At 41.6% G+C, this 25,483-nt stretch carries 17 protein-coding genes and 1 tRNA gene; 10 read left to right on the top strand and 8 right to left on the bottom strand.

Annotated elements, in window-relative coordinates:
• The first annotated feature begins 185 nt into the window (after positions 1-185).
• The gene (locus tag AAEY94_RS19140) at positions 186-824 is read left to right on the top strand and encodes a beta/alpha barrel domain-containing protein (RefSeq protein WP_350979669.1); all 639 of its coding nucleotides are present in this window, start codon (positions 186-188) and stop codon (positions 822-824) included.
• Between the two features lie 270 nt (positions 825-1,094).
• On the opposite strand, the gene AAEY94_RS19135 is transcribed toward AAEY94_RS19140, so the two are convergent.
• From AAEY94_RS19135 to AAEY94_RS19125, 3 genes are all read right to left on the bottom strand, one after another.
• A complete protein-coding gene (locus tag AAEY94_RS19135) occupies positions 1,095-2,300 on the bottom strand; it encodes an MFS transporter (RefSeq protein WP_123882708.1) in 1,206 nt (401 codons plus the stop codon).
• A gap of 115 nt (positions 2,301-2,415) precedes the next feature.
• Positions 2,416-3,411, bottom strand: coding sequence for a response regulator (locus AAEY94_RS19130; RefSeq protein WP_174839634.1), 996 nt, complete (start codon positions 3,409-3,411; stop codon positions 2,416-2,418).
• 14 nt (positions 3,412-3,425) lie between these two features.
• Positions 3,426-6,761, bottom strand: a complete 3,336-nt coding sequence (locus AAEY94_RS19125) for an MHYT domain-containing protein (protein WP_350979667.1) — start codon at positions 6,759-6,761, stop codon at positions 3,426-3,428.
• A 556-nt stretch (positions 6,762-7,317) separates the two neighbouring features.
• Between AAEY94_RS19125 and AAEY94_RS19120 the strand changes: the two genes are divergently transcribed.
• The 3 genes from AAEY94_RS19120 to AAEY94_RS19110 all read left to right on the top strand — a co-directional run bounded on the left by AAEY94_RS19120 (position 7,318) and on the right by AAEY94_RS19110 (position 11,506).
• Positions 7,318-9,024, top strand: coding sequence for an AMP-binding protein (locus tag AAEY94_RS19120; protein ID WP_350979665.1), 1,707 nt, complete (start codon positions 7,318-7,320; stop codon positions 9,022-9,024).
• 423 nt (positions 9,025-9,447) lie between these two features.
• Complete coding sequence (locus AAEY94_RS19115) at positions 9,448-10,332, top strand: DMT family transporter (RefSeq protein ID WP_242445193.1); 885 nt, start codon at positions 9,448-9,450, stop codon at positions 10,330-10,332.
• A gap of 415 nt (positions 10,333-10,747) precedes the next feature.
• Complete coding sequence (locus tag AAEY94_RS19110; RefSeq protein ID WP_162022769.1) at positions 10,748-11,506, top strand: spermine/spermidine synthase domain-containing protein; 759 nt, start codon at positions 10,748-10,750, stop codon at positions 11,504-11,506.
• A 184-nt stretch (positions 11,507-11,690) separates the two neighbouring features.
• Here AAEY94_RS19110 and AAEY94_RS19105 read toward each other — a convergent pair whose 3' ends face one another.
• Positions 11,691-12,347 (bottom strand): glutathione S-transferase, encoded by a 657-nt coding sequence (locus AAEY94_RS19105; protein ID WP_162022770.1) that lies wholly within the window; start codon positions 12,345-12,347, stop codon positions 11,691-11,693.
• 392 nt (positions 12,348-12,739) lie between these two features.
• Here AAEY94_RS19105 and AAEY94_RS19100 point away from each other — a divergent pair, with 392 nt between their 5' ends.
• From AAEY94_RS19100 to AAEY94_RS19085, 4 genes are all read left to right on the top strand, one after another.
• Complete coding sequence (locus AAEY94_RS19100) at positions 12,740-13,588, top strand: helix-turn-helix domain-containing protein (RefSeq protein WP_350979662.1); 849 nt, start codon at positions 12,740-12,742, stop codon at positions 13,586-13,588.
• Positions 13,589-13,871: 283 nt separating this feature from the next.
• Positions 13,872-14,183: an EthD family reductase gene (locus tag AAEY94_RS19095; protein WP_101088005.1), complete on the top strand. Its 312-nt coding sequence runs from the start codon at positions 13,872-13,874 to the stop codon at positions 14,181-14,183.
• Positions 14,184-15,140: 957 nt separating this feature from the next.
• A complete protein-coding gene (locus tag AAEY94_RS19090) occupies positions 15,141-17,219 on the top strand; it encodes a hypothetical protein (protein ID WP_101088009.1) in 2,079 nt (692 codons plus the stop codon).
• 111 nt (positions 17,220-17,330) lie between these two features.
• Positions 17,331-18,794, top strand: coding sequence for an ankyrin repeat domain-containing protein (locus AAEY94_RS19085; RefSeq protein ID WP_350979659.1), 1,464 nt, complete (start codon positions 17,331-17,333; stop codon positions 18,792-18,794).
• Between the two features lie 116 nt (positions 18,795-18,910).
• Here the strand turns inward: AAEY94_RS19085 and AAEY94_RS19080 are convergent.
• The 3 genes from AAEY94_RS19080 to AAEY94_RS19070 form a co-directional block, all read right to left on the bottom strand.
• Positions 18,911-18,987, bottom strand: a tRNA-Pro gene (locus tag AAEY94_RS19080).
• Between the two features lie 281 nt (positions 18,988-19,268).
• Positions 19,269-21,059 carry a DUF3413 domain-containing protein gene (locus AAEY94_RS19075; protein ID WP_350979657.1) on the bottom strand — a complete coding sequence of 597 codons (1,791 nt, stop codon included), beginning with the start codon at positions 21,057-21,059 and terminating at the stop codon, positions 19,269-19,271.
• 85 nt (positions 21,060-21,144) lie between these two features.
• A complete protein-coding gene (locus tag AAEY94_RS19070; RefSeq protein WP_011637946.1) occupies positions 21,145-21,357 on the bottom strand; it encodes a YejL family protein in 213 nt (70 codons plus the stop codon).
• Positions 21,358-21,540: 183 nt separating this feature from the next.
• Between AAEY94_RS19070 and yejK the strand changes: the two genes are divergently transcribed.
• Positions 21,541-22,569 carry a nucleoid-associated protein YejK gene (gene yejK, locus AAEY94_RS19065; RefSeq protein ID WP_101088015.1) on the top strand — a complete coding sequence of 343 codons (1,029 nt, stop codon included), beginning with the start codon at positions 21,541-21,543 and terminating at the stop codon, positions 22,567-22,569.
• A 450-nt stretch (positions 22,570-23,019) separates the two neighbouring features.
• The gene (gene corA / locus AAEY94_RS19060) at positions 23,020-23,967 is read left to right on the top strand and encodes a magnesium/cobalt transporter CorA (RefSeq protein ID WP_350979655.1); all 948 of its coding nucleotides are present in this window, start codon (positions 23,020-23,022) and stop codon (positions 23,965-23,967) included.
• Between the two features lie 200 nt (positions 23,968-24,167).
• Here corA and AAEY94_RS19055 read toward each other — a convergent pair whose 3' ends face one another.
• Positions 24,168-25,418: a cyclic di-GMP phosphodiesterase gene (locus AAEY94_RS19055; RefSeq protein WP_101088019.1), complete on the bottom strand. Its 1,251-nt coding sequence runs from the start codon at positions 25,416-25,418 to the stop codon at positions 24,168-24,170.
• Positions 25,419-25,483 lie beyond the last annotated feature (65 nt).

The following is a 25,483-nucleotide window of genomic DNA, read 5'->3' as shown; positions in this document are numbered from 1 at the left end:
CTCAAGATACTCTTTGATCATTGCTGCGAGACGTTCATCGTCGTCGATTAGCAAAATGTTGTCAGTCGTTTTGGTCATAGGCATGCCCATATTATGCCACATTTTTTAAAACTCTCTAGCTTTACATTACTTTACGTCGCAGAAAAATCAGAGCACTGCAGTCGTGTTGTTATGACGATAGACAAGTGGGGCAACTGCCAATACCGCGATGTGCGGCCACACAAACACTATTAAGTGAGAAAGTGCGAAGTGCTGTTGGGGATTCATTCCCAATAGGTATTAAGATTAATTCCACCGATCAATTAGAAGGTGGTTTAACGCAGGAAGATCCATTAGCCGCTATCCGAATATTTGATCAAACTTCATTAGACTTGATAGAAATAAGCGGTGGATCTTATTTCCCCGGAGCAAAATATAGCTCTGATTCATCTACAAAAGACCCTTATTTTGCAGAATTTGCAGCCACAGCAAAACGCGTAACAAATGTGCCTATAGCCGTTACTGGAGGGTTTAAAACCTATACTCAGGCATTAAAAGTAATAGAATGTGGCGCTGTTGATTTTGTTGGATTAGCGCGTGCGTTAGTTATAGCCCCTGAACTTGCGAAAGACTGGTTAATTGGGACGGCAACTGACCCTAGTTTTCCTCGATTAAAGGCGTCACCTCAAGGTGGAATAACGGCTTGGTTTACCATGCTGTTAACCGCGATAGCTAATGATAGCGAGGAAAGTTTTGAGCTTGAATTATTACCTGCACTGCATCTTTATGAAGAGCTTGATGACGCTCGTTGTGATAAATGGATGCAAAAATTTGAGATTAAATAATAGTTAATTAATTTACATTATTGATATTGATACATTTTCATCACGTAATATAAATGACGCTTTTAATGGTTTGATAAGTCGCCGAGATAGGTGTTTCTCAGACGCTCAAACTACTTACCCTAACGGTTACCGACAATGTTATCGACAATGTTACCGACAATGTTATCGGTATTGAGCCAGGCAATTTGTTCGATAATTCGTTAGGGAGTTAGATAATTAGTTAGATTATTTGTTATAAAAATTCGTTAAAGAATAAATTCTAAAGCCTGATTATGCAGAACATTGTTCCAGTTGAGCCTTTTTCTTATTCATTTGCAGATAACTTAACAGCCACATCATTAAGCCGCCGGCAAATAACACTGCCGCTACATAACCTGTCTCGTTAGGCATTGCGCCTTGTGCGATAAACATGCCGCCCACCCAAGGACCGATAGCATTGGCGGTGTTAAATGAACATTGTACTAATGCCCCTATCATCGCGTGACCATTTGGCGATACGTCCATCAGTAAGGTTTGAATCAGTGTCGCTAAACCCACACTGCAGCCAATAAAGAAAATTACCGCATACAATAGCCAAATATTATGGCTGGCACTGACGTAAGCAAGCGAAAATATAATCGTACACACTAAGGCAATACCAGTGGTTTTTAAGGCTGCGCGATCGGCTGCTTTGCCTAATACGTAATTGCCTAAGGTACAACCAATGCCAAACATTACCATCGCGATTGAAATGGTGTATGCCGGCGTTTCCGTCACCACTAAAATGGTATCGGCGATGTAAGTGTAAATACAAAATACACCACCAAAACCAATAATCACAATGCCAAGAATTGACCAGACCAACTTATTCTTTAATACGCTAAACTCATTGATTAAATTTGATGGTTGGTTGTTTTCAATTTTAGGGATCACCACATATACGCACACTAATGCAATTAAGGCGAGGACAGATGCACCCGCTAAACAATAGCGCCAGCTTAAGTTTTGGCCGACTAAAGTGACAATGGGAACCCCTACAATGGTGGCTATGGTTAGGCCCATAAACACTTTAGACATGTAACTTGCACGTTTATTTTGAGGAGCAATATCGGCAGCCAATAAAATAGCGGCACCAAAATAAGCGCCATGGGGTAGGCCACTTAAAAAGCGAAATACAATAAGCTGTTCAAGTGAGGTTGCCATGGCACTTAAGCCATTAGAGATAAACATTAATGTCAGAAATATTGCCAAGGCATGGCGTTTTTTCATGTTGGCTGTGGTCAGCATTAAAATAGGGGCGCCGACAACAACGCCTATCGCGTAAGCACTAATCGCATAACCACTTTGTGACGGTGTTGAGGAAAATGTTTCACTAATTAATGGCAGCATTGGCATCATTGAAAACTCTGATAATCCCAATATAAATGTGCCTAAGGCTAACACTAACAAAATGGCGGTAGTATTCAGTTGGCTTGGTAATGCTGCAGCCGGTGTCATAAAAAATCCTAGTGGTGATAATAAAATACGGTGAATTTAACAATTGATGTCGGGCTAAACCACTGAGCTAAGCCCGTTTGTGCATGACAAAAACTAACGTGCTAATTACGGCATATTAGTCTTGCCAGCGCTGCTTAATGTATAAAATACTGGGTAAAGATTGCTGAAATAATGTCACTAATTGCGGGTCAAAATGTATGCCGCTTTGGTCATGTAAAAATGCCATGGCTTTGTCGACAGTCCATGCTTCTTTGTAAGGGCGTTTACTGGTGAGAGCATCAAATACGTCGGCAATTGCCACAATACGTCCTTCAATAGGAATATTTTCACCTTTAAGTCCATGAGGGTAGCCGCTGCCATCCCACTTTTCGTGGTGAGTCATGGCGACGACTTTGGCTAAGGCGATCAAATCTGAATCTGATTCACCTAGAATTTCGGCGCCGATTTCAGGGTGCTTTTTCATGATGGCAAATTCTTCATCGGTGAGCTTACCCGGTTTAAGCATAATGCTGTCGGGAATACCAATTTTACCAATATCGTGCATTGGTGCTGCATGGAGTAAATTGTCGGCGGCCGATTTTGATAAACCATAGGCGAGGGCAATGATTTTAGAAAAATGGCTCATGCGCATCACATGCATACCGGTTTCGTTGTCTTTGTATTCTGATGCTCGGCCCAAGCGTTGAATGACTTGTAAACGAGTACGGCGCAAATCGTCTGCCTGCACTAAAGACAAATGAGTACGAACACGTGCTTTAACCACCGCTGGGGACACGGGTTTAGTGATGTAGTCTACCGCGCCAACATCAAAGCCTTTGGCTTCATCTACTTCGTCACTTAACGCCGTAACAAAAATGACCGGTACTGCTTTGGTGCGTTGCTCTGTTTTTAGTTGCTGACAGACTTCAAAACCAGTCATACCTGGCATCATCACGTCGAGTAAAATCAAATCAGGCAGGTCGCGTTCAATTAAACGCAGAGCTTCTTCGCCACTTTTAGCAAATATCAGCCTGTACTGATCCTCAAGCATTTTCTTTAATACTCTGAGGTTAGCGGGCTCGTCGTCGACAACTAAAATTGTCGGCATACGGTCTTGGTTGTTATATATCATTCAATTCAGTCTTTTTACTGTGCAGTAACATCGGACTCAAGAGTATTGAGTTGTGTTATTGCTTGTTCGAATTCAAAGTCGTCTAGAGCATGTTGTATGTTGATACATTGCTGTCGGTATGCCGCCGGAGTGGCTGCAATTAGTGTGTCTACATCGTGCTCATTGTATTGGTTTTCTTTTGCAGCTAAGCGAATAAGGTTAATGATTTGGATGAACTCATCGACGCTCATAGGATCTTTTTCTGCGGCTTTATCTGGGTGTTGACTGATATCTTGAGTGCTAAGATAGGCTGCGATGCGCGCAAAAGCCTGTTCAATCTTTGGCAACAAGGTCAGTAATTCTGTGCTGGATTTTGTCATGGCTGAGCGTTCAGCATCGCTAAATAACCGTGTCAGTTGCATTAGAGCTAAATTGCCAGACAGCCCTTTGAGTCCATGCAGTTGTTGACTAATAGCTGGCCAGTCGGCAGTTTGTATTAATTGTTTAAGCTGTTGGTTGCTATCGTGTTGTTTAGTCATAAATAGGCTGATTTCTTTCACGAGAGTCATTTGATCTCCCCACATCGAAGCGCCTTTTTTCTCATTAACCACTTGCCTGTTGTCGATATCAACAGCGGGGTTATCGACGGCCACATTGCTTTGTTCAAGTTTCAATACATGGGCAATTTCATGATTAAGCAGCATCATATCGATAGGTTTGTTGGCAAAACCATCCATGCCGGCATCCAAGGCTGCTTTTTTGTCTTCAGGCAATACGCTGGCCGTTAATGCAATAATTGGCATATGCGGTAACTGTTCATTTTGCTCTTGTTCACGACGAGTACGCGAGGCGGTTAATCCGTCCATGATAGGCATTTGCACGTCCATCAATACAATATCAATTTTGTCGCTGCGCATCCGCAGTAGGGCTTGTTTACCGTCGCGGGCAGTAATGATGCTATGACCTTGGCGCTTCATCATAATGGTGAGCAAATCAATATTTTGCTGAATGTCATCAACAATCAAAATGGCCAATGGTTTAATGTGACTATTTGTTAACGGGGTCAACGTGCTGTTGATGTGTTTGGGCGCGGTTAATGGCAAGGCAAAACCAAAACAACTGCCTTGGCCAAATGTGCTTTTGGCGGTAATTTTGCCACCCATTAATTCAACCAATTGTTTGCTGATGGTCGTACCAAGACCTGTGCCACCAAAACGACGATTCATGCTGGCATCTGCTTGAGCGAAGGCATCAAACACTAAGGTTAATTGTTCTGGCGTCATGCCAATACCGGTATCGTTAATGGCAAATTCAATGCAACCGCTTGGTTTAACGCTCACATCGATACTGACACCCCCTTCGGCGGTAAATTTAATCGCATTGCCAATTAAATTAGTCAATACCTGACGAATTCGGTCTGGAGCACCATGATAGGACATTGCCACATCTGCTGATACATTCACATTTAAGAACAGACCTTTAGAGCTAGCTTGTAACCATAAAGTCGATACCACCGAATCAATTTCTTCAATAACAGAGAAATCGCGTAATTCGAGATCGAACTTGCCTTTATCTAACTTAGCACTATCGAGAACATCGTTTAATAGGTGCAATAAAGACTTAGCAGACTGATTAATGGTACGTAAATGCTTTTGCTGTTCAGCGGGTAGCGAATCGTCGAGTAAAATGTCGCTAAAGCCAATAATGGCGTTCATTGGGGTGCGAATTTCGTGGCTCATGTTCGCTAGGAATGCCGAACGAGCTGATGCTGCTTGTTCCGCTTTGTCTTTGGCAATTAATAAAGATTGCTCCATTTCTTTGCGATCGGTGATGTCCATAATAAAGCCGTCGAGCCATTTATCTTGTACATCTATCCCGTCAACATGAGCACCATAACCGAGCAACCAGCGAATATCGCCGTTGGCATTATAGATACGGTATTCCAGCTTAAACACTTGCTCTGTGACGACTTGATTACCTATTTGCTCAAGGTCATCTGGGTGTACGTGTTGGTAAAAATGACGTTTTGGTGTTGCGCCTATATAGTCGCTTGCTGGATAACCGGTGATCTTTTCAACCGCGTCGCTAATAAATACCATCGGCCAGTTTTCAGTATTTAAACAGCGATAGGCGATACCGGGAATATTGGCGATAAGTGAGCGAAACTGGGCTTCGCTTTTAATTAGTGCACGTTGCATTTCAATACGGTGACGTAAGTCGCTTATGTACATCACAAACAGGCTTTTACCTTCAATACATGCATGACCAATAGATACCCTAACCGGAATGACCGTACCGTTAACATGTAGCGCTTCTACATCGCGGCCAGTACTTTTTTGCTGCGCTATGTTGTGGTTAAAAAAACTGTCTAAACGGGCGTTAAATTCTTCGATAAATGGGCCTGGTATAAAGTCACGAATATTTTGGTGACACACATCTTCAAGTCGCCAGCCCAGGAGTAATTCTACCGCTTGGTTGCCGCTTTCAATACGCCCTTTAGCGTTAAAGGTAATGATACCGTCAACGGCGGTACTAATGGTCGCGCGGTAGCGTGCTTCAGATAATTTGGCTTGGTGTAACGAGGTTTGGTATTTAATCAGCATGTTGACGCCTAACACCAATAAAATAATCACCACCGTAATCGTGGCAACGGCAATGCCTAAATACAGTGACATTTTTGTGGTTTGTTCAGAAAATTCAAATCCTGGTGGGCGGACAAAACGAGCCGCAGCCATACCGATGTAATGCATGCCGGAAATAGCGCAACCCATCACCATCGCCGCAATCGCATTTTTATGTAATTCACTTAAGGTAAAGCGACCTAGATGGTTCAAGCTAAAACGTATCCACAGTGCGACAATGGCCAAAATAATGGCAATAACTATTGATAAGCCAAAATAGAATAAGTCGTAACGTAGTAGGGGAGCCATTTCCATAGCCGCCATGCCGACGTAATGCATGGTGCCAATACCTGCACCGGTCAATATACCGCCCACCACAAACTGGCTTAGTTTTGGTTTGGCTGTTGATATGACATTTAAGGCTACCCAAGATGCGGCAATACTCGGAATAAACGATAACGCGGTTAAGCCGATGTCATAGCTCACCGGAGTGCATAAACTGAACGCTAACATGCCAATAAAATGCATCGACCACACACCGCCACCAAGTGCAATACTGCCGCAGCTGGTGAGTAAGTATCGTTTATATTTATTGAGCGTTAATACCGCTTGCGACGCGACTTGTAATGCCATAAACGAGGCGAAAACCGCGATAGCGATAGAGATGAAAACGACTATAGGTTGAAAGTCACCAACGACTAAAAGGCTTTCATCTGTAACGGAAAAGAGTGTGCGAATTGTCTCAAGCATAATAATTAGATGAATGTCACTTTTAGATAAGTATAAGGAAGCTATCGGCTTGGAATTAAAAAACATCAGTATTTGTTCGATTTTTAACTAAAGCTTGCGCTAGATCAACGTTTAAATGATTTAGTGCGGGTTGTGGTTAATAGTTTTGTGTTTTTCAATTCCATTCTGTAGTTAACTTACACGATATTGTTGTAATAATGTTAATAGTTGGTGTTTAGGTGTTTAGGTGTTTAGGTGTTTAGGTATTTAGTTTGGGCTATGGTTAATTTTTCGATTTCGTCTATCGTTTTAATTATTGCTCCGGTTATCACTCCAGTTCGTCGTTCACTTTTGTTTATTGTTTTTAGGGGGCGTTAAAAAGTCGTTTTAATAAGGTTGTTTAGACATCATCATCAAACCGTTACTGACAAAAATGAATGCGTTACTGTCAATATTAGCCTTTGCTGTAAACATTACTCACCATGCCTCTTTAGTCTAATGTAGTGCTTTTTTACTTGTGAGTCAGGCCGTTAATTGGTTAGCTTGAGCATGACGAAGCACATGCAAGGAGGCTTTAATGGTCAATCAACATCAAGCACAACTACCGCTTACTCAAAGTGAATATCATGGTGTCACTTCAACGACGCTTACCGATAAAACCATTGGTCAATATTTTGATGATATTGCCAGTGCTTACCCAGACAATCTTGCGGTAGTCGTTCATCATCAACAAATCCGCTGGAATTACCGTGAGTTTCAAGCAAAGGTTGATGCACTTGCCACCGGCTTATTAACGCTAGGTATTCAGCCCGGGGATAGAGTCGGAATTTGGTCTCCTAACAACATTGAGTGGTGTTTAACCCAATTTGCTACGGCTAAAATTGGTGCCATTATGGTGTGTATTAATCCGGCTTATCGGCCTGAAGAGCTGGAATACTCTTTGAGTAATGTGGGCTGTCGAGCAGTGATTTGTGCCGATAAATTTAAGTCCAGTGATTACTTACAGATGTTAAATGAGTTGCTGCCAGAGTTAAGCACCAGCACTGCAGGTAAGCTCACTACACTCGCACTGCCTGAACTCGAGTATGTTATTCGAATGGGCACCGACCGTACACCCGGCATGCTCAACTTTAATGATTTGCTGCTGGAGGTTAACGACGAAGCTCAACATGTGTTGGCCACCATTGCTGACGCTCTCAATACTCATGATGCGATTAATATTCAATTTACCTCAGGTACTACAGGTAGCCCTAAAGGCGCGACGTTATCACATCACAATATTTTAAATAACGCTTATTTAGTGGCTGACGCCATGGGCTTTACCTCAACTGACAAGTTATGCATGCCGGTTCCTTTATATCATTGCTTCGGCATGGTGTTAGGCAGTTTAGCCTGTGTTATTCATGCTTCAGCAGCTGTGTATCCCGGTGAGTCTTTTGATCCTCTTACCACGTTACAAGTAATTGCAAATGAGCGCTGCACAGCTCTACATGGCGTACCAACCATGTTTATTGCCGAATTAGAACATCCACAATTTAACCAGTTTGATCTTAGCTCATTGCGCACAGGCATTATGGCGGGCGCCACATGCCCCGAAGAAGTCATGCGCCGAGTACAAGAGTTAATGTATATGAAAGAAGTGCTAATTGGTTACGGACAAACCGAATGCAGCCCGTTAAATCACATTACTGAAATTGACTCCCCAATCGAAAAACAAGTGCTCACCGTTGGCAGAGCATTGCCGCATACCGAAGTGAAAATCATCAATGAGTTTGGCGACGTGGTTGCTATTGGTCAACCCGGTGAAGTGTGCAGTCGAGGTTACTGCATCATGCAAGGGTATTGGAATGATGCAGTCAAAACGGCTGCAACCATCGACAGCGCAGGCTGGTTACATTCGGGCGATATCGGCCAAATGGATGAATTAGGCTATGTGCAAATTGTTGGCCGTATAAAAGACATGATTATCCGCGGCGGTGAGAATATATATCCGCGTGAAATTGAAGAAAAACTTTATAGCCATAAGGACGTGCAGGATGCTGCCGTGTTTGGCGTGCAGAGTGACAAATACGGCGAGGAGGTATGCGCGTGGATTAAGGTCCGTGCCAATGCCGACATCACCGAAGACGATATTCGTCACTTTTTAACCGAAAAGTTTGCCTATTTTAAAGTACCGCGCTACATCAAGTTTGTTGACCAATACCCAATGACAGTGACGGGGAAAATTCAAAAATTTAAGATGCGTGAGTTGATGTATCAAGAGTTACATGAAGCCATAAATTGATATTTTGCGTGTAGTCATTAAAGCCCAGTGTTGAGTTATCGCACTGGGCTTTAATATTGATGGGCAATCTATTTGCAAGTGAAGTTGATATTACACGCACAGACAAGTAACGCATTAAATAGCTGTGTCATAAGCATTGGCAGAATTGAAACAGCCTTACTTTCGATAAATACTTTAGTTTTAGTTTTAGTTTTAGTTTTAGCTTTAAGTTTAAGTTTAAGTTTAAGTTTAAGTTTGAGTTTAGATTTGAGTTCAAGTTCAAGTTCAAGTTCAAGTTCAAGTTAGACACAGTTGCAAACAAATGATGTTTTCTCGATAGCATATGGTGAGTGATATCATTGCCGGCTTATATTTTTATCGGCTGAGTTCGTCAGCTTTTCCGCTTTTTCAGCTGGATACAATCGACCCATTGTTGGAGTTATTTTGAATAATACTAAAGGTAGTCTTTTTATGGTTGCCGCGATGGCAGCATTTTCTATTGAAGACATGCTGATTAAATCGGCAGCCGAAACCACTTCTATTGGTCTGATTTTAGCGTTATTTGGATTGGGCGGAATGTTGATTTTTATGCTGCTGACTTGGCGTAAAGGGCAAACAATTTTACACCCAGCGATATTGTCTACGCCAATACTCATCCGTGCGGTGTGCGAAGTTATTGGTCGTTTCTGTTTTGCATTGGCTATCACGCTAACGCCTTTATCAAGTGCATCGGCCATTTTGCAGGCCACCCCGTTAATCGCAATGATAGGTGCCGCTTTATTGTTTGGTGAACAGGTTGGTTTTAAACGCTGGATTGCCGTATTGATTGGTTTTTGTGGCGTGTTGATGATTATTCGCCCTGGTCTTGATGGCTTTGAAGCAACGTCTTTATTTGCGGTTGTCGCGACCTTAGGTTTTGCGGGTCGTGATTTAGCAACTCGCGCAGCTTCACCAGTGTTGTCTAATATGCAACTTGGGGTGTATGGTTTTTTTGTGCTAATTCCAGCAGGCATTGCCATACAATTATACCAAAACGAGCCATTACAACTTGGTTCCACTGCAGCAGCGCAAATTATCGGTGCAATTGTGTTTGGGGTGATGGCGTATAATGCCCTCACAATCGCTATGCGCGCGGGCGATGTATCGGTTATTTCTCCTTTTCGTTATACCCGTTTATTATTTGCCTTAGGTTTGGGGATATTTATATTTGGAGAATCGCCAGATTTAGCAACCCTACTTGGAAGTCTGCTGGTGGTATTAAGTGGTGGATATACCCTAATTCAAACCCGTAAAACAGTCTCAGCAAGTTTGATAAAAAATAGCGCATGAGCAGAGTGAATTGATTCACTCTGCTGTAAGGCATAGCAAAGTTAAACACTATAAGATTAGAGATGACCAGGTTAGAGATTATTAGATTAGAGATGACTAGGTTAGATATTAACGATAGACATTAATGATAGATAAGATGTTTCGCATAAGCTTGATGACGGATAAAAAGCGACTAACGTTAAATTAACGGTGCAAGGTTCATTTTTGTAAATCGGAGGTTTTTGATCTAAAGCTCATACTCTGTAGCGTGAAATTTCATACTTTGTTGCGAGACAACGGTAGCAAATAAAAGTGGCTACTCACTAAATACTTTCATTTATTAAACGATAAAAATCAATAACAAAGACCTAAGCTTATTTTCCGTTATACTGCCTTACCCGCTACAACCCCATATTTAAGAGGTATCAAAAATACCATGGATATCAAAGGAACCTGCATTTCATCTACAGCAGATGAGCACGGCCCCATTTATGTTTATCAAACAAGAAACAGCCGCATTCTCAGTTTTGATGGAAAAATCTATCAAAGTTGCATGAAAATCAATGATATTAATGGATTACATCTAGGCTACACCCAAGCCATGATGGCAGGTTTATTTTTTATTCCCGCAGTAACAACAGCCACAATCATGGGGCTGGGTGCAGGTTCAATGACTAAAATATTGCTCAGTAGCTTCGCCGATTTGAAGGTACACGCGGTTGAATACCGTGAAGCCGTCGCGAAGGCCGCGAAAGAGTTTTTTTACTTACCTGAAACTGATCGTCTTGCTATTCATATAGACGATGCGGTGAATTACATTAAAAATACCGACATAAAAAGCGATATTATCTTTTCAGATCTATACAACTCACAAGGTATGGAGCCGAAACAAGTACAATCATCCTACTTACACGATTGTAAAAATGCGCTTAATCAACAGGGGGTTTTGGTGCTCAATATCTGGCATACGTCAGCTGAATTACGCCAAGAGTTAGATGAATTACTCGCGCTCGAATTTGAAAATCGATTACTCAGTTTTGACGTCGAAAGCGGCAATACCATCGTGCTCGCATTCAAAAGCGACATTCCTGCGATAAAAAGACACGATCTACTGGCGAAAGGCAAAGCGTTACAAGAGCAAATGAGTATTCCGATGGAACGTTACGCCAACTTACTCTGCGATGCACAAGGTTGATAGGCTATCGATTGTTATCTTAGATGATTGTTATCTTTGATGACGTTTAACTTAGATGATTTTTATTTTCGACGACGTTTAACTTAGATGTCTTTTATTTTAGACGGTTGTTAGTTCATATTCTGAGGCGAAATATTTTAATGTTGTCGCCGCGAGTTTTGATGACTGGCTTATCAAGCCAGCCTTATACATTGGCCCCAAAAATAATTTCTTGTTTTGAGTCTAACCACATTGGGTTTTGTACCATCACCTTGCTGAACATTCGACTCTGTAAATAGTGATTAAGCCATTGTCGTAATTTTGGGTAGGGTGATTGTAAATACCATTGTCGCTCAACTCTGGCAAACTGACGAATAAACGGCATTAATGCTAAATCTGTCAAACTTGGTTGGTCAGACATTAAATATGAGTGCTGGCAAAGCCTTGATTCCAGATCCGCAAGATAACGCTCACATTGTTGTCTATCTTCTATAAGCGACGGTTCATGGTAACGTTTAGAGCAGCGGTATTTCTCTAAATGTCCTTTGAATTCATTATCAAATATCGCAATAACCGCCAACATTTCAGTTAACGCGTTTGGCGTTGCTTTTTTAACATAATCGTCAGGGTCTGTTTGTGAAAAAGCCCATAGCATGATGGATAAACTTTCATCGATGACCTGATTATCTGTGGTGACTAAAACTGGCACTGTACCTTTGGGCGACACCGTAAGCATTTCTGCAGGTTTGTTGCTTAACACTAGGTCGCGCAGGTTTACTTGCTGTTTGGATGCATAAATAGCCAGTCTAGCGCGCATTGCGTAAGGACAATTTCTCAACGAATAGAGTACAGGTAATACCATGATGTTGTTTATTATCTCTCAGTCAGGTAATGCAGTTAGCAAAATAATCCTGTTCATTTTATCACTAATACCTAACCCTTTAAATATTGATTACGGGAGTCTTTTTTGAAGATTCAAATGTATTGTTTGAAGCTCATTTTTCTAGGTTAAGTGTTAAATGATTAACTTCAGAACAAGAGTATTAAACGATTAAAAATCAGTTTTTATAGAGTATTCATTACCTTGATATAGGTAACGAATGACGCTACGAGATATAAGAAACTGCGCCTTGTTATCCAATACTTATGGCGCGATTTTTCGTTTAACGTTAGGTCTTGAACCACAAACCTCTGGCGTAAAAGACAGCTGTATTACATACTTTAACGACTGTTCAATTATGCGGTTGTTTATTCATGCAGGGTTCCTCTATTGAGAAAACACTTGAATACAAAGGTCATGTTGTTTTTAAAAAACTTACTATTCCAGCTTTTAAGCGTTTTGCTCGAGAATTTGCATCTAACGAAGCATGTTTTGCTTTTTTTACCGAAGGTGAGTACCAGGTGCGTACTGCAACAGGAGTATTGACGGTAAACCGTGAGATTGGCTTACTTGCCAAATGCGTCAATTATTTCTATGAAACCGTAAGTGGCCAGTTAGAGCAAGGCCGTGGTGAGGTGATTGGTGTTTTCTTGTTTCCCGATATTTTTCAACGTTTATTTCATTTCGATTTCACCCAATCGGACTATCAAGTCGATTACGACTTAAAGCAAGTAGAAGTGGACCAATTGTTGACACATTTTCGGGACAGTATTTCTATATTGCTCGACACACCTGATTTGGCAACGCCCTTGATGATAGAAACCAAGTTACGTGAATTTGTGTTGTTGATGACCCAAAAGGTGTCAGCCCCATCAGAATTAGATTTTTTAGCATCGATGTTTAAGCCTAATTTTGTCAAATTCGAACAAGTTATCCAGCATCACTTATTCAGTGATGTAAGCATCGAAGAATTGGCCGCGTTGTGCCATATGAGTGTGTCGAGCTTCAAACGAAAATTCAACGAGGTTTATGGACAGTCCCCTAAAAAACATATCAGCCAATTAAAAATTGATAAAGCCATTAGTTTGCTAGACGAACCAAGCTCTCGGGTTTCCGACATTGTTTTTCAAACAGGCTTTGAATCTATATCAACCTTTAATCGTGTGTTTAAAAAACATATCGGTTGCTCGCCGTCTGAGTATCGCCAACGGCAATCCCCTTAATATGTAGCAACGGCAATTCCTTAAGAGGTCGCGTTAATTCGTTTTGGACTAAAGTGACCATCAACTGAGCTTTTCTGATAAGTACCCATACAAGTTGTTGCGTAGACTAGCCTCATTAAATGTAACTAACACTTTGCAAACGAAGCAATGAGCATGGGCAACAATTTTAAAAAACGATATGGTGACCGGGCATTGTGTAGATAAGGTTTTCGTCAAAGTGTTAATCTGTCGCCACTATGTTTGAATACTGTAGAACTTAACGATTAATAAAAGAGAGAATGTCATGATTAAAGTCAGTGTATTGTACCCAAATAGTGAAAGTGCTACTTTCGATATGGATTACTACTGTAAAACCCATTTACCACTTGTTGCAGATTTAGTCGGGGAAGCACTTCTTTCAGCCAGTGCAGACCTTGGCCTTGCTAGTGTTGTACCCGGTGAGCCTCCTATGTACATCGCAATGGGTCATCTTACATTTGAATCTGTAGAAACATTTAAACAATCATTTGGCCCACATCAAGCTGTGATAGCGGCAGATATAGTTAATTTCACAAATACCCATCCCGTGATACAAATTAGTAACATTGCTCAATAATATTATGCCTGTCTAATGTACGTTACCCTAGCATTGCCATTTTAGCGTCTTAAATGAATAAAATCATTTAGGACGCATTGGTATTAACCTTACCGTCTAATTCGCGATGCGACTGTTGACTATAAATGCGTATCACCGCAGCTTTATTCCAAGCCCATCTATTGGTGAAGTTACTATCGATGCTTACATCGAAGTGACAGTTCCAAAACGGTGGTTTTTATTCAATCTGCAACTTGTACTCCACTTATGATTTTTGTTATCTAAAGTGTGTATTTGACCATTAACAATGCGCACCAAACTTAAAATGATTTGGTATCACTTTGTAGGTATTTATTGTTATAGGTTATAAAAATAAATAATTATTTAGTATGATCTATTCGTTAAAATCACCCTGTTTTCGCTTCAATATAACCTTTTGGTAGTATCTAAAACGTGGTTTTTGTCTCCATAATATCATCCTCTGATTCATTTCGATGTTACTCGTCAATACAGCCTATTTCGTCCGATCTGGCTATTTTTATTTAGGTGTCATTCTAAAGAATTACGAAGCTAACCTATTGAGTAGTAACGATGAAAATATGACTTTTTATTGATCTGACCCCGTATTATTTTAATAGATTGATGTTGAAGGATTTCCCCCGCCAAAAACGTGTTTAGCGTTACTTTTATGATTTTTTGCCTCTTGAATTTAACCATGATTTTTCTATGGTTAATAGCAGGCGCATAAGTAAATATCTCGAGTGCTGTAAAAGTGAGACATAGCATTATGTAGCCGTAAAAATAACCTACTACTTATTACTTACTTGTCATTCATTTTATCATCGAATGACGACCTGTTTGTTAATTTGCAGTGCGTGTAGGTGTTGACACTGAGCTGACGTGTTTTGGTTAAAAATAAATCCAGGAGGTCGTTATGTCTAACTAGTTTAACCCCAACAATAATTACAGGAGGTTGTTATGTTATTTGTTAAATACTTTAATAAAAGGCCGATTGCCCTTGCTATCTCTTTAGCATTGCTGGCCTCAATAGGAAGTGCGGTGGCTTATGAATCGCCAGTGCATGTGTTTTCTGTTAATGACGTACTGGGAGGGTTGAATGGAGTGACCTTCGCAGACGACCAAACGATCATTTGTGGCCTTGGCCCAGTGAGTTGTCCTGATGATAATCCAGCGCTTCTCGACAAGTCGGGGGTGATGTTATATCCAGTGGATAGCGAGTTTGGCTTTTATGTGGTTGATTTTCTAGGCGCGCAGCCCAAAGCGCGTAATGGCGATTACCTCGAAGGATTCGTTGGTAATATTGACGAAGGCGGAGGGGTGATTGGTATTCAAGTTGCCAATGCCGCCACCGAAAAATACAAGGTAAAACCACCATTAGGAACATGGTGTCAAGGGCTCGGTGGCACCTCGGTAAAATGTGAAACAGAGCATTATACTGTTATGGAACATGCGCTTAGTTGTTATGAGACCATCCCATACTTTTTTGCCAGCCCGGACGGTACCCAAGCCATTATATCAACCCCAGACGGCACTCTGTCGTATGACTGCGCTGGCGCGCCACTAGATGATAATGTTCAAGTGTTAGTGGATGGACAACAAGCCTATCGCTTAACCAATGCGATACCCTGTGAAACAGATGGCCAACCTGAAGGGTGCCAGATGTTTCCTAACGACAAGACCAACATGCTCGATAACATCGCCTTAAGCAGTGATTATTCCGTGCAGCTTAAAGATGATGGTAAGCCACTTTATGGTTGGGGTGGAATACATAAACGGCCGAACGATATCCGCATGTATGCCCAGTTGGCGCTTCCTGAAGAATGGAAAACATCCACAGAAAACTTTGTCGTTACTCGTGCAGAGCTTGTGGTTAATCACTGGATCACCAATAACCCTAATGACCAACTTCGTCCAGAAGACTTGGAAAATGAAGCTGCAACAGGGCGTAAGCCTTCCTATAGAATTGAAGGTGATGGTGAAGCAGCCGTATGGAAAAGTACTGTTCCGTGTTATGAAGGCGACAGCGATATAATCGATACTGAAAGTGGCGCTTTCGATCCATCCTTTATCGGTGTCGGTACAATATTAAAGAATACTCCTAAAGCACTGGACCCTTTGGCTACACCAGGTGAAAGCGCTGCAGAGCACCCTTATGCATTCTCATCAGATCTCGCTGGTGGCTATTCTAATGCTTACTATACCACCATCAATCGTGACCCCTTTGAATGGTCTTATGATGCCAATCCTGACCCAAAAATTCAGGATTTCATCGGTAGTGCACTGCCAAATGCGTCGCTCGGTGAGCTTGTTTCAGGCCCTCGCTGGAGACTTAAACCTAATAAGTTTGGTCAAGACTTGCCAGGACTTGAGATCCCGTTGATTGAATGTAGCGCGCCGCCTTTTGCCAAAGAAAACATTAAGTATGAGGTCGGTACGCCAACGACCACAGTGATCAATTTACTGGATTGGGAAGAGGGAGAAATATCTCCGCTGGCAACCAGTAGAGGTTGGGTTGATGTGACAGCAAATGAGTATGTCACTATTGTCACTGAGGACGGCGAACCGGCGGTTACCAGCAATGGTTTACCGATGACGTCAGATTTTGACCTTGCGGTTTACATTAAGGGCGATAGTAAATCAACAGCCTTATATAACGCACAGCTCATTATCGAATATGAAGGCGAAGTTCCTGTGGTGAATACTGATGTCGATGTTGCACTGACTGCTTTTGCAGCATCAGCTACAGTGTCCTTTAATCAAACGGTGGCAATGGTTGTCGATGTGAGCAATCTTAAACCCAGTAGTGTCAGTGGTGAGGTAACCATTACTGGAGTCACTAACCAAGGCGTGGTTATTGAACTGCCGCCGATGGCTTTCAGCGATTTGGATGAAGGAGATACGATTTCATTAAATGCAAGTTGGACAGCCAACATCATCAGAACGTCCGCTGTTAGCTGGACGGCGACGGTGACAGCAGAAGGCGATCTTAATAGTGATAACGATACTGCCACCGCAACAACAAAAATCCGTAGATGATAATTAAGGATTAGCAGGTGAATCAAAGGGGAGAACTTTTGTTTCTCTCCTTTTAACCTTATTGATATTGTTATTAACGGTCTTTACAGACTTAGAAGATAGGAATAGCAAATGCGCATCATACGAATAATCTTTGTCTCGGCCATTATTTTATCCTCGGTGATTACCTCGTTATTCGCTGAAGAAAACAGCGATCCAATCCAACCGGCAACTACCATTCTACCGGCTACTGCAACCACGCCGGTGCTAGTCACACCAGCTGTCACGCCAGCTATCAAAACTCCGGCAGTAACGTCGGCAGTAACTTCGACAGAGCCAGTCACGCCAGTTATAGCAAACCCTGCAGTAACCCCGCCAGCGCCTAAACAAAGTGCGAAAAAACCGGCAATGGGTCACGATTACCAAAAAAATATGCCCAAGCTTGGCAAAGGTGATCCCAATTATCGTGGCGGGAAGGAGGTTGTATCTGATGCTCAACCCATAATCAACAACCAAGAGAGTCAATCAAAAGCGCCATCAATCATAGATAACCAGCGCAAAAGTGGTGCAGATGTAGGTTTTCCTGGCTACCGCGGCGTGGGAGACTCGGCTTACCCACAACATCAGCAATATCAAAATCCGCCACGCTTTCCGGCTGAATCAATAGAGACTACTCCAGCTGATACGTCTCCAGTACAGACTAAACCAACCGAACAAAATAGTGATGTACAGACAAATAAACCATCGGTTGATGCTTCAGCAAATAAGGTCAAAACACGTGCGATGATTAACCAACAGCGCAAAGGAATACTTCATGCAGCCGCATTTGGCGACGAGCCAGCGGTAAAAGCATTACTCAAGCAAGGATCAAGCCCAAATGCCAGAGCAAAAGACAGAATAGGGCGAACAGCATTAATGCTAGCGGCATTGAGTGGTCATGAAAACGTGGTTAATACACTGCTTAAACAAGGTGCCAGTGTGGATTTAAAAGATAGAACCGGCCATACCGCACTTAACTGGGCGGCAAATCGATCGCACCTAAACATAGTCACGTTATTACTCAACCATGGCGCTGATATAAATATCAAAGATAATGGCGGCACCTCTCCTTTGTTATATGCAGTTGCCACTAGCAATGTGGCAATGGTGAGTTTATTGCTTTCACATGGCGCTGAAACTGAGTTACAAAGCGCTGAAAGTAAGATGACGCCACTATTACTAGCCATTGAGCATAACGATATTGAATCGATTAGCCTTTTATTAGATAACGGAGCAGATGTTAATGGCACAAACAGTGATGATTTTTCGCCATTAATGGCTGCGGCAGAACAAGCTCAGCTCAAGATAGTGCAAACACTCCTCTCCCATGCTGCTGAGATCAATCGATATGATAATAAGCATTTTACGCCATTGTTCTACGCTGCCGACAAGCAACACATCGACATCATGCAGCTGTTATTAGCCCAAGGTGCAGATGTCAATTTACGCGATAATAAAGGCCGAACCGTTTTAATGCGCGCCAAGCAGCAAGGGCATGCAAACGTTGTAGCGTTATTATGCACAAAGGGAGCTAAATATAACGCCGATGGATGTTGAGATTGAAAAGGATATCGAGTTTAGTTTTTGATCGGATTTATAAAATTCACGTTTTGTTTTTAGATACAAAAAAGCCTGTAAGCATTTTATGCGTACAGGCTTTTTTATTTTTAATTTGGTCGGTATGAGAGGATTCGAACCTCCGACCCCTGACACCCCATGACAGTGCGCTACCGGGCTGCGCTACATACCGAAATTACTTCGTTTGACTTCAGAGATAATGAAAATATCATCATAAATGCCAATCACTTAGCATGGCTGTGAGCCTTGGGGTTACTAAGTGGATAATTACTGTATCAATTGCGATTTGTTTACGCAAGTAGTTAGTTATCAGTCGGTTATCGATTGATTATAAACTATCCATTTAATAAAATCGTCGACCTTATCTATGCATAAGCAAGCATAAGCAAGCAGATGAATAGTTCGCTCGTTTACAATATTTTAAGCTAAATATGTTATTAGTAATAAAATATCTTATTGATTATACAGTCTACGGCCTTCACGCATGACTTGGATTAATTCTGGTGCGCTCATTTTCTTATCTAAACGTTTTTTATAGTCTAAATCGTAAATGCGGTATTTACCGAAACGATCCAATACTGTTATTTCAGCTTTTTGGTAAATGGCAAAGCGGCGGCTGTCGCCTATGTAGACCCAGGTTTCATTATTAGGTTCTAACAAACTGCGGCCTGAACTGTAATCTGTACTTGGATTGGTGCAACCTAACACATGGCTTAGCAAGGTTGGCGCTATGCCGTAATGGCTGGTGCGGTAATTCACTTTATTACCATGGCTGTCGGGCCAATGGATGATCAGCGGCACTTTAACATTACCTGGCGATAAATCGCTGCGGGCGTCGCTGGTATTACTGGTAAAGACCTGGCCGTAAGTGCCAGTGATGAGCACAATGGTATCATCACTCACGTTATTGAGTAGGCTAGCCAGTTGTTGGTCGATAAAGTTAAGTGATTGACGATATTGATTAAACAGCACCTTTTGCGCAGGCTTTAATGGCATGTGCGGTTTGATGGTTTGTACACCTAAAAATCCGACTGGGGTGTCGTAATCTTTTGGTGCGGTAAGATTCACTAAGGCAAACCACGGTTGTGTTTGTTTTGGCTGCCAAGCATTCACCGCATTAATGGTGTTGATATCGGCATCTGCGCTGCCATTATCGCCTTCGCTAATATGAATGTTTATACCGCTGAACATGGCGCTATTAGCAGCGTATTGATCATTTTCAGGCGCAAACATGGCTAATTGATAGCCTTGTTGTGACAGAGTGTTGGTTAATATTGGGCTGGTGCTATCAAACTCTTTGCGATCGCTGTAGTTGCCTTGTAAGCCATACATGAGGGTAAACATGCTGGTTTCAAAGTCGGTGCCACCGCTATAGTGATTCATAAAGCGCTGATTTTGAATACGATACTGGCTTAAGAACGGCATAGTGACACTGTCGACCATGTCTGCTCGTAGGCTGTCTATGCTGATAACCATAATATTGGGTTGGCTGTCTGCAGTACATTGCATCGGACTGATGGGATAGCTCAGCTTACGTGATTTAGTGTTGCGAGACTCTGTTGACTGCATGCTGCTGTCAATGCCGTGATTTTCCATGAACGAGCGTGCAGTCGCAGGATATGACACTGGATAGGCGTCGTCAAAACGGGTGACTTCAGTCATATTGGTCGCGTCGGCCCAAATATGAAATAAATGGCTGCTGACAAAACAGATACCGACAAACAGCACCACTTTGTTGCCCCATTGTTTTTTCTGAATTTTGTCGATGCGTTTCCACAAATAATTGGCCGCAGTAAGCTCAACAATCACAATGACGATAGGCGTCACTATGTATGAGGTGCTGTGTAATAGCGCGTTGAGATCTTGCCAGGCTAAGTCGAACGCAAAAGGACTTAAATGGATACCGTAGTCGTCATAAATAATGGTGTCATACAGTAGGGCATATAAACCAAGTGAGGCGATAAATGCAGCAAAACCACGTAAAATTTTGGAGTAAGGTAATAATAAGGTAATCGGGAAAATAAAAATTAAGTAACCGATAAAGGCCAAAAAGGTAAAATGACCTATGGTGCTGATTGACAGGTAAGCCCAACCAATAATGGTTTCTGGGTAGCCGACACTGCCAATATATCGAGCGCCAATTAACATCGCTAATATGCCATTAAAGAAGGCAAACCAGTGACCCCAATTAACTAAGCGTGACACTTTATCACGCGTCATTTGCTGCTTTTTGCGCTCGATCATGTTAACTCGTATTCCTACGTTATTATCACAGACTGTTTTCAGTGTAACTGATTGTTAGCATTAGTGATAAATTTTATTTAGTCGATTACTTAACCGACTGTGTTAAGGCTTTGGCAAATTGCTCAGCAACTTTTTGGCGTGATTCACCAGGGACTTTTTTGTCGAGTAAATGGGTCACGCAATTGCCCAATACCATTAGGCTTAAATCGGTTGGTGCTTGATGCTTAGCTAGTACTGCAAGCAGCTCGCTGATAAGTGCTTCAACTTGAGTGTTTGTGTATTTAGATTGAATTGCCATAGTCAGAAAACTTCAATAAATAATGAATTAGCTGCACATAATAACGGATTTAGCCGTCGCTCGCCTCAAGTTTTATTCGCTGTATGTGAGGAATATTGTAAACCCTTGTTCGATTTATACGGTTGGTCTGATATCATTCTTTTTTAAATTATCATCTGCGACAGACTAGGATTAACAAGGTTTATGAGCATTAGTATTGAGCAAGCAATTATTCACGAAATTTCTCAAGACAGTCAGGGGCAAATGCGTTGTCGTTTACGCCCGCAACCGTTGTTGAATACTCACGCCGTTGAAACCATGTTAGAAGAGTTACATCAAACCTATTCGGGTAAAGCGGGTAAGGGGTTTGGCTTTTTTGGAACCCATGGTGATGATGGCGAAGCCAACAGTGAATTTTCTGATGCACTAACCGGTTATCGCAAAGGCGATTTAGGTTTTGTTGAGTTTAGTGGTCAAGCGAGCCAGCTGTTGCAACAAGAACTGGCCAAGTACGATTTTAGCCAAGGTGGTTTTTTGTTGATGTCTTGCTATACCAGCATGACGAGCGACTATTTATTTGTGGCGTTATTAAGCGCTAAGTCGTCGATGACAGTATTAGATGACATGGAATTGTCGCAAAACAACCATTTAGATTTAAACAATATTCAATTAGCTGCGCGCATTGATTTAACTGAATGGCAGGCCGATAAAAGCTCGCGTAAGTATATTTCGTTTATTCGTGGTCGTGCTGGCCGTAAAGTTGCCGATTTCTTTTTAGACTTTATGGGCTGTGTTGAAGGCGTTAACATTAAGGCGCAAAACAAAACCCTGATCCATGCAGTTGAAGATTTTGTCGCAGGTAGTGAGCTTACCAAAGATGAACGCCAAGATTGTCGTAACAAGGTATTTGATTATTGTTCTGAACGCGCAGGTTCCGGTGATGTGATTGAAGTTAAAGATTTAGCCGATGAGTTAGCAGATTCTGGTATGGATTCATTTTATGATTTTGCGTGTGGCGGCAGTTATGAGTTAGACGATGAGTTTCCGGCCGATAAAGCCAGTCTACGCAGCTTGAAGAAGTTTTCAGGCACAGGCGGCGGAGTTACCTTGAGCTTTGATGGCGGCCATTTAGGTGAACGGGTTATTTATGATCCGATATCTGACACTATTTTGATTAAAGGCGTGCCAGCCAATTTGAAAGACCAATTAGACCGTCGCTTAAAAGGCGAATAACTTAAGCTTATTTGGTGTTGTTACAACAGCGTCCTATTTGGGCGCTTTTTTATGAGCGAAGATAATAGCGAGTCTAGGTTTAACGCGTGCTATGCTTTGGTGAGTTAGCGAGTAAAGCGAGCTAACATGTTGTTGGATCTAGTGTTGCGTGTGAACTTTGGGTTCAATAGCGTGCAGAGTGACATTAATTTACGCAGATTTTTATATCAATTTACTGATGCTTAAATCGTGTCAATGGCGGTGAACTTTGCAACGTTTTATTTGGATTTATATAACGGCTTAGCTCATGGCTTATTTAGCAAATTACCGATCAAATTATCTAACTGGTACGATTTTTGGCGCAGTTGAATATTTTACTTTTCATTCATTTGTAGTTGAGTAAACTAGCGCCACTTTTTGAGTGTTTTTGTTTGTTATGCTTGTAATAGCCTAACGGACTTTGGGGGAGCGATGATCACTGCATACGCCTATCAAAATAGAGAATTAATCACCACCGAATTGAGTGTGGGCGATAAAGTGCCTGAGTCGACATTGTGGTTAGATTTATTAAAACCCGACGACGACGAGCGTCAATGGTTGAGGCTATTCTCTGCTGAAGAAGTACCTGACGAAGAAGATATTAAAGAAATTGAGGCTTCGGCGCGTTTTTACCAAAACCAAGACGGTTTACACATTAACTCGTTGTTTCCACAGCGGGTGAGTTCAGATGTACGCGCAGTGAACGTGTCGTTTAACTTGCGAGAACGTTTTTTGCTAACAATACGTGAAGAAGATGTCGGCCTTATTCGTTTACTGCGTAATTACCTACGTTTAGGGCGCTTGGATATTACCACTCCACAAGGCTTATTGTTAGAGCTCTTTACTTTGAAAGTTGATTATCTATCTGACTTAATTGAAGATATTTATAGTATTTTAGAAAATGTTGGCGAGCAAGTATTTAATGACGAAGAGCTTGATGGCGTTTTTAAACTGATTACCTTACAAGAAGATTCGAACGGTAAAATTCGATTGAGTTTGTTGGATACTCAGCGTTCATTACGTTATATGCAACGTTATTATCGTGACCGATTGTCAGATGAAAACTTGAAAGACATTCGTGAGATGCTATCTGACATTGAATCATTGATGCCACACAGCCAGTTTATTTTCGACAAGTTACAATTCTTACTGGATGCAGCGATGGGATTCAGTGGCTTGCAACAAAACAAAATCATTAAGATATTTTCGGTGTCGGCGGTAGTATTTTTACCCCCTACGTTAATTGCCAGCAGTTATGGGATGAACTTTCATATTATGCCAGAACTCGACTGGCGGTTTGGCTACCCAATGGCAGTGGCATTAATGCTAGCCAGTGCAGCAGGAACCTACTTTTTCTTTAAACGGAAAGGTTGGTTGTAGCAGTAGCTTATTTTAGACAAAATAATGCCATCAATTGTTGCCGATTGATGGCTTTTTTATGCCTCAAATACTTGAGTTGGCTAGGGTAAATAAACTGAAATGGTGTTATGTAAGTCACTCATTAAAGAGATGAAATAGACTATTCAACATAGACTATTCAACATAGACTATTCAACATAGTCTATTTTATCTGCAGCACACTAGTTTTGGCCAATACCTAAGCTGATTTGTTCTCTAGGATTGAGGTATTTATGGATTTTTTCTGGCAATGCTGCGGCAGGTAGACTGCGAACAATAGTTAAGCCTTCATCTTGTAAACTGATGATGGGGGCTAAATCTTTGGGTACCAGTTGGTCGTAAACCACAATGTTAGGGCACAATAGCTTTTGCAAGTTTACCGACATAACCATGGCAAATTGGCCACTGGATAATTCAATAATGCTGCCAGGCGGATAAATACCTAACATTTTGATTAACATGCTAATATATTCAGTATTGAGTTTGTTTTTATAGTTTTTATACAGTAACCCCAAGGCGATACTTGGCGGTTTTCCTTTGGTTTGGTTGGTGCCATTACTCAAATTGTCGTATTCGTTAACCACGGCGATTAACTGCGACAGCTTGTCTAATTTGTCGGCTTTTAGCCCTTGTGGGTAGCCACTGCCATCTAAAAATTCGTGATGATTAGCTATTAACGGTTTGGCTTCGTCTGGAAAGCTGTCAGCGAGTTTAAGAAAGTTAATGCTCATTAATGGATGCTGTTTAATGAAGTTTTCTTCTGGTGTGGTAAGAGGCACTCGCTTATTGATAATGTTACTCGGAACTTTGAGTTTACCTATATCGTGAAATAACCCACCAATACCAATCGTTTCAACTTCTTCGCGGCTCCAACCTAGCTCTTTTGCCATTAACATACACAACATGGCGACGTTGAGTGAATGGTGATAAATATGCTCATCATTTTTGGCATCGCCCATTAAATGTAAGGCTAAATTATCGCTATTGAGTAGCATGGTGGTCATGTTGCTGATGAGGTCTTTCGCTTCACTGACCGCATTGAGTGGTCGGCTACTGATTTTAGAGACCATTGAACGCATCATCGACACTGAGCGATTAAATTGTTGTTCGGTTTTCTTTAAATCTCGTTTGAGCTTTTGTTGCTCATCTATTTTGGCCGACTTCTGGTTAATCATTTGCTCTTTTAGTGCGTTGAGGGCCTGCTCGTCGGGTTTAGAGGTGTTGGCATTCTCGGACGTTACAGGCTCAATATCGCTTTTTTCGGGATCAAAAAAAACATCTTTTAGCCCTAAGCCTTTGATAAGTTCAATTTGTGCAGCGTCTTTAATTTTAAAACTGCTAAACAGGAAAGGGTGGTCTTTCCAGGAAATTGGCAAGCGGATAAAGGTACCCACTTCTAATTGTTCTACAGCGATTTTTTGGTTTTTTTTCATATTCAATCGATAGTTACTTTGAAGAACAATGAGCTATGTTATGTATTGCCCTTTACAGGCACTTT

Source organism: Shewanella sp. AC34-MNA-CIBAN-0136, assembly GCF_040309945.1.
GTDB lineage: Bacteria > Pseudomonadota > Gammaproteobacteria > Enterobacterales > Shewanellaceae > Shewanella.
The sequence above is the reverse complement of the archived record's forward strand: the minus strand, read 5'-3'. Positions and strand labels throughout refer to the sequence as shown.

Excerpts from the sequence above, each read along its gene's own strand:
- AAEY94_RS19085 (WP_350979659.1), top strand. The coding sequence starts at position 17,331 with ATGCGCATCATACGAATAATCTTTGTCTCGGCCATTATTTTATCCTCG.
- AAEY94_RS19125 (WP_350979667.1), bottom strand. The coding sequence starts at position 6,761 with ATGCTTGAGACAATTCGCACACTCTTTTCCGTTACAGATGAAAGCCTT.
- AAEY94_RS19095 (WP_101088005.1), top strand. The coding sequence starts at position 13,872 with ATGATTAAAGTCAGTGTATTGTACCCAAATAGTGAAAGTGCTACTTTC.
- AAEY94_RS19075 (WP_350979657.1), bottom strand. The coding sequence starts at position 21,059 with ATGATCGAGCGCAAAAAGCAGCAAATGACGCGTGATAAAGTGTCACGC.
- AAEY94_RS19070 (WP_011637946.1), bottom strand. The coding sequence starts at position 21,357 with ATGGCAATTCAATCTAAATACACAAACACTCAAGTTGAAGCACTTATC.
- corA (WP_350979655.1), top strand. The coding sequence starts at position 23,020 with ATGATCACTGCATACGCCTATCAAAATAGAGAATTAATCACCACCGAA.
- AAEY94_RS19105 (WP_162022770.1), bottom strand. The coding sequence starts at position 12,347 with ATGGTATTACCTGTACTCTATTCGTTGAGAAATTGTCCTTACGCAATG.
- AAEY94_RS19135 (WP_123882708.1), bottom strand. The coding sequence starts at position 2,300 with ATGACACCGGCTGCAGCATTACCAAGCCAACTGAATACTACCGCCATT.
- AAEY94_RS19090 (WP_101088009.1), top strand. The coding sequence starts at position 15,141 with ATGTTATTTGTTAAATACTTTAATAAAAGGCCGATTGCCCTTGCTATC.
- AAEY94_RS19120 (WP_350979665.1), top strand. The coding sequence starts at position 7,318 with ATGGTCAATCAACATCAAGCACAACTACCGCTTACTCAAAGTGAATAT.
- yejK (WP_101088015.1), top strand. The coding sequence starts at position 21,541 with ATGAGCATTAGTATTGAGCAAGCAATTATTCACGAAATTTCTCAAGAC.
- AAEY94_RS19055 (WP_101088019.1), bottom strand. The coding sequence starts at position 25,418 with ATGAAAAAAAACCAAAAAATCGCTGTAGAACAATTAGAAGTGGGTACC.
- AAEY94_RS19100 (WP_350979662.1), top strand. The coding sequence starts at position 12,740 with ATGCAGGGTTCCTCTATTGAGAAAACACTTGAATACAAAGGTCATGTT.
- AAEY94_RS19110 (WP_162022769.1), top strand. The coding sequence starts at position 10,748 with ATGGATATCAAAGGAACCTGCATTTCATCTACAGCAGATGAGCACGGC.
- AAEY94_RS19130 (WP_174839634.1), bottom strand. The coding sequence starts at position 3,411 with ATGATATATAACAACCAAGACCGTATGCCGACAATTTTAGTTGTCGAC.